This is a genomic window from Nocardioides sp. (assembly GCF_024509035.1).
Classification (GTDB): Bacteria; Actinomycetota; Actinomycetes; order Propionibacteriales; family Nocardioidaceae; genus Nocardioides.
This window is the reverse complement of record NZ_JANINT010000063.1, coordinates 1-3028: the sequence shown is the minus strand read 5'-3', so window position 1 is coordinate 3028 and position 3028 is coordinate 1. Positions and strand designations below refer to the sequence as shown.

Sequence of the window (3028 nt, the reverse complement as noted above, 5' to 3'; positions counted from 1 at the left end):
CGCCGAGATGTCGCGCACCGAGTTCTACCGCGAGGGCCGCGTCCCGCTGCACACCCTGCGTGCCGACATCGACTACGGCTTCTACGAGGCCCGCACGACCTTCGGTCGCATCGGCGTGAAGGTCTGGATCTACAAGGGCGAGGTCGCCGGCACCCGTGCCGAGCGCCAGGCCCAGGCCGCTGCTCGCGCCGGTGTCCCCGGTCGCGGCGGTCGTCCGACCCGTGGCAACGAGCGTGGCGGCGAGCGCCCCAGCCGTGGCTCGCGCGGTGACCGTCCGTCCCGCTCGGACCGCGGCGACGCTCCTGCCGTCACCGAGGCGCCGGCTGGTGGCGACACCGCCCAGGCGACCGCCTCGGCCGAGACCCCCCAGGAGGGCTGACCCATGCTGATGCCCCGTCGTGTCAAGCACCGCAAGCAGCACCACCCCAAGCGGACCGGTGCAGCCAAGGGCGGCACCCGCCTCGCCTTCGGTGACTTCGGCATCCAGGCGACCGAGCCGGCCTACGTGACCAACCGTCAGATCGAGTCCGCTCGTATCGCGATGACCCGTCACATCAAGCGTGGCGGCAAGGTGTGGATCAACATCTACCCCGACCGCCCGCTGACCAAGAAGCCCGCCGAGACCCGCATGGGCTCCGGCAAGGGCTCGCCCGAGTGGTGGGTCGCCAACGTCAAGCCCGGCCGGGTCATGTTCGAACTCTCCGGTGTCGATGAGGACGTTGCTCGTGAGGCCATGCGCCGCGCGATGCACAAGCTCCCGATGAAGTGCCGGTTCATCTCCCGCGAAGCAGGTGAATTCTGATGGCTACGACCGCTCACGAGCTCGACGAGCTGAACGCCGTCGACCTCGAGGCCAAGCTGCGCGAGGCCAAGGAGGAGCTCTTCAACCTCCGCTTCCAGGCGGCCACCGGCCAGCTGGAGAGCCACGGCCGGCTCCGCACGGTCAAGAAGGACATCGCCCGGATCTACACGGTGGTGCGCGAGCGCGAGCTCGGGATCCGCTCCACGCCGGGCCAGGACAGCAAGGATGGTGACGCATGAGCGAGCAGGCTCCGGCGAACGCTGAGCGCAACGCCCGCAAGGTCCGCGAGGGCCTCGTCGTCAGCGACAAGATGGACAAGACCGTGGTCGTGTCCGTCGAGGACCGTGTCAAGCACGCGCTGTACGGCAAGGTCATGCGCCGCACCAGCAAGCTGAAGGCGCACGACGAGCAGAACGAGTGCGGCATCGGCGACCGTGTCCTCCTCATGGAGACCCGCCCGCTGTCGGCCACCAAGCGCTGGCGCGTCGTGCAGATCCTTGAGAAGGCCAAGTAATCCACCCGTTCGGCCAGGCTCACCGCCCGCGAGGCGCTGAGAACCGGCACGACAACCAGGAGAAGAAATGATTCAGCAGGAGTCGCGACTCAAGGTCGCCGACAACACTGGTGCGAAGGAGATCCTCTGCATCCGTGTTCTCGGAGGCTCGGGTCGGCGCTACGCCGGTATCGGTGACGTCATCGTCGCCACCGTGAAGGACGCGATCCCCGGTGGCAACGTGAAGAAGGGTGACGTCGTCAAGGCCGTGGTCGTGCGCACCGTCAAGGAGCGTCGCCGTCCGGACGGGTCGTACATCCGCTTCGACGAGAACGCCGCCGTCATCCTCAAGAACGACGGTGAGCCCCGTGGCACGCGCATCTTCGGCCCCGTGGGCCGCGAGCTGCGCGAGAAGAAGTTCATGAAGATCATCTCGCTCGCACCGGAGGTGCTCTGAGTCATGGCCAAGGGTGTGAACATCAAGAAGGGCGACACCGTCAAGGTGATCGCCGGCAAGGACAAGGGCGCCGAGGGCAAGGTCATCCAGGTGCTCCGCGAGGAGCAGCGGGTGATCGTCGAGGGTGTCAACCGCGTCAAGCGGCACACGAAGGTCGTCAACCAGGGCGGTCGTGCGGGCACCACGGGCGGCATCATCACCGCCGAGGCCCCGATCCACGTCTCCAACGTGATGCTCGTCGAGGGTGACGGCGTCACCCGCGTGGGCTTCCGCCGCGACGAGGTCACCAAGCGCCGCCCGGACGGCTCGACGTACAAGGCGGAGCGCAGCGTCCGCATCTCGCGCAAGACCGGCAAGGAAATCTGATGACCCAGACTGAGAACGAGCAGTCCCAGACGACTGCCTCCGCGAAGGTCGCCCCCCGGCTCCAGACGCGCTACCGCGAGGAGATCCTCCCCGCGCTGCGCTCCGAGTTCGACATCAAGAACGTCATGCAGGTGCCCGGCCTGACCAAGATCGTGGTCAACATGGGCGTCGGCGAGGCGGCTCGCGACTCGAAGCTGATCGAGGGCGCCGTCAAGGACCTGACCGCGATCACCGGCCAGAAGCCGCTGGTCACCAAGGCCCGCAAGTCCATCGCCCAGTTCAAGCTGCGTGAGGGCATGCCGATCGGTGCGCACACCACGCTGCGCGGCGACCGGATGTGGGAGTTCCTCGACCGCCTGCTGTCGCTCGCGCTCCCGCGCATCCGTGACTTCCGGGGTCTGAACCCCAACCAGTTCGACGGTCGCGGCAACTACACCTTCGGTCTCACCGAGCAGGTCATGTTCCACGAGATCGACCAGGACCGGATCGACCGCTCGCGGGGCATGGACATCACGGTCGTCACCACCGCCACCAACGACGAGCAGGGTCGCGCGCTGCTGAAGCAGCTCGGCTTCCCGTTCAAGGAGAACTGACATGGCGAAGACCGCACTGAAGGTCAAGGCCGCTCGCAAGCCCAAGTTCGCGGTGCGCGGCTACACGCGCTGCCAGCGCTGCGGCCGTCCGAAGGCCGTCTACCGCAAGTTCGGCCTGTGCCGCATCTGCCTGCGCGAGATGGCCCACCGCGGCGAGCTGCCCGGCGTGACCAAGTCCAGCTGGTGACCACCACCCTCCAGAACCGCTGAAGGTCGCGTCGCCGCGAGCGACGCGAAACCGCAGAAGAGAGAGAACAACCGCAATGACGATGACTGACCCGATCGCAGACATGCTCACGCGTCTGCGCAACGCCAAC

7 protein-coding genes and 1 pseudogene are annotated in these 3028 nt (G+C 67.2%); all 8 read left to right on the top strand.

Annotated features, from left to right (window positions below; genetic code table 11):
- Positions 1 to 379 (top strand): annotated as a pseudogene (locus Q0L15_RS05695) (30S ribosomal protein S3); the annotation flags it as partial.
- 3 nt (positions 380 to 382) lie between these two features.
- Entirely contained in the window at positions 383 to 802 is a 420-nt protein-coding gene (gene rplP / locus Q0L15_RS05690) for a 50S ribosomal protein L16 (protein ID WP_296602860.1), read from the top strand.
- The gene (gene rpmC, locus Q0L15_RS05685; protein WP_296602859.1) at positions 802 to 1041 is read left to right on the top strand and encodes a 50S ribosomal protein L29; all 240 of its coding nucleotides are present in this window, start codon (positions 802 to 804) and stop codon (positions 1039 to 1041) included. The genes rplP and rpmC overlap by 1 nt, the downstream gene beginning before the upstream one ends.
- A complete protein-coding gene (rpsQ, locus tag Q0L15_RS05680) occupies positions 1038 to 1316 on the top strand; it encodes a 30S ribosomal protein S17 (RefSeq protein WP_296602858.1) in 279 nt (92 codons plus the stop codon). Before rpmC ends, rpsQ begins: the two co-directional genes overlap by 4 nt.
- A gap of 67 nt (positions 1317 to 1383) precedes the next feature.
- Positions 1384 to 1752 (top strand): 50S ribosomal protein L14, encoded by a 369-nt coding sequence (gene rplN / locus Q0L15_RS05675; RefSeq protein WP_011757324.1) that lies wholly within the window; start codon positions 1384 to 1386, stop codon positions 1750 to 1752.
- 3 nt (positions 1753 to 1755) lie between these two features.
- On the top strand, positions 1756 to 2118 hold the full coding sequence (gene rplX, locus Q0L15_RS05670) for a 50S ribosomal protein L24 (protein ID WP_296602856.1): 363 nt from the start codon (positions 1756 to 1758) through the stop codon (positions 2116 to 2118).
- Entirely contained in the window at positions 2118 to 2711 is a 594-nt protein-coding gene (gene rplE / locus Q0L15_RS05665; RefSeq protein ID WP_296602855.1) for a 50S ribosomal protein L5, read from the top strand. The genes rplX and rplE overlap by 1 nt, the downstream gene beginning before the upstream one ends.
- 1 nt (position 2712) lies before the next feature.
- The gene (locus Q0L15_RS05660; RefSeq protein ID WP_011757321.1) at positions 2713 to 2898 is read left to right on the top strand and encodes a type Z 30S ribosomal protein S14; all 186 of its coding nucleotides are present in this window, start codon (positions 2713 to 2715) and stop codon (positions 2896 to 2898) included.
- Positions 2899 to 3028 lie beyond the last annotated feature (130 nt).

What these genes read in the sequence shown, in the direction of transcription:
- rplP (WP_296602860.1), top strand. Translation starts at nt 383, where the DNA reads ATGCTGATGCCCCGTCGTGTCAAGCACCGCAAGCAGCACCACCCCAAG.
- rpmC (WP_296602859.1), top strand. Translation starts at nt 802, where the DNA reads ATGGCTACGACCGCTCACGAGCTCGACGAGCTGAACGCCGTCGACCTC.
- rpsQ (WP_296602858.1), top strand. Translation starts at nt 1,038, where the DNA reads ATGAGCGAGCAGGCTCCGGCGAACGCTGAGCGCAACGCCCGCAAGGTC.
- rplN (WP_011757324.1), top strand. Translation starts at nt 1,384, where the DNA reads ATGATTCAGCAGGAGTCGCGACTCAAGGTCGCCGACAACACTGGTGCG.
- rplX (WP_296602856.1), top strand. Translation starts at nt 1,756, where the DNA reads ATGGCCAAGGGTGTGAACATCAAGAAGGGCGACACCGTCAAGGTGATC.
- rplE (WP_296602855.1), top strand. Translation starts at nt 2,118, where the DNA reads ATGACCCAGACTGAGAACGAGCAGTCCCAGACGACTGCCTCCGCGAAG.
- Q0L15_RS05660 (WP_011757321.1), top strand. Translation starts at nt 2,713, where the DNA reads ATGGCGAAGACCGCACTGAAGGTCAAGGCCGCTCGCAAGCCCAAGTTC.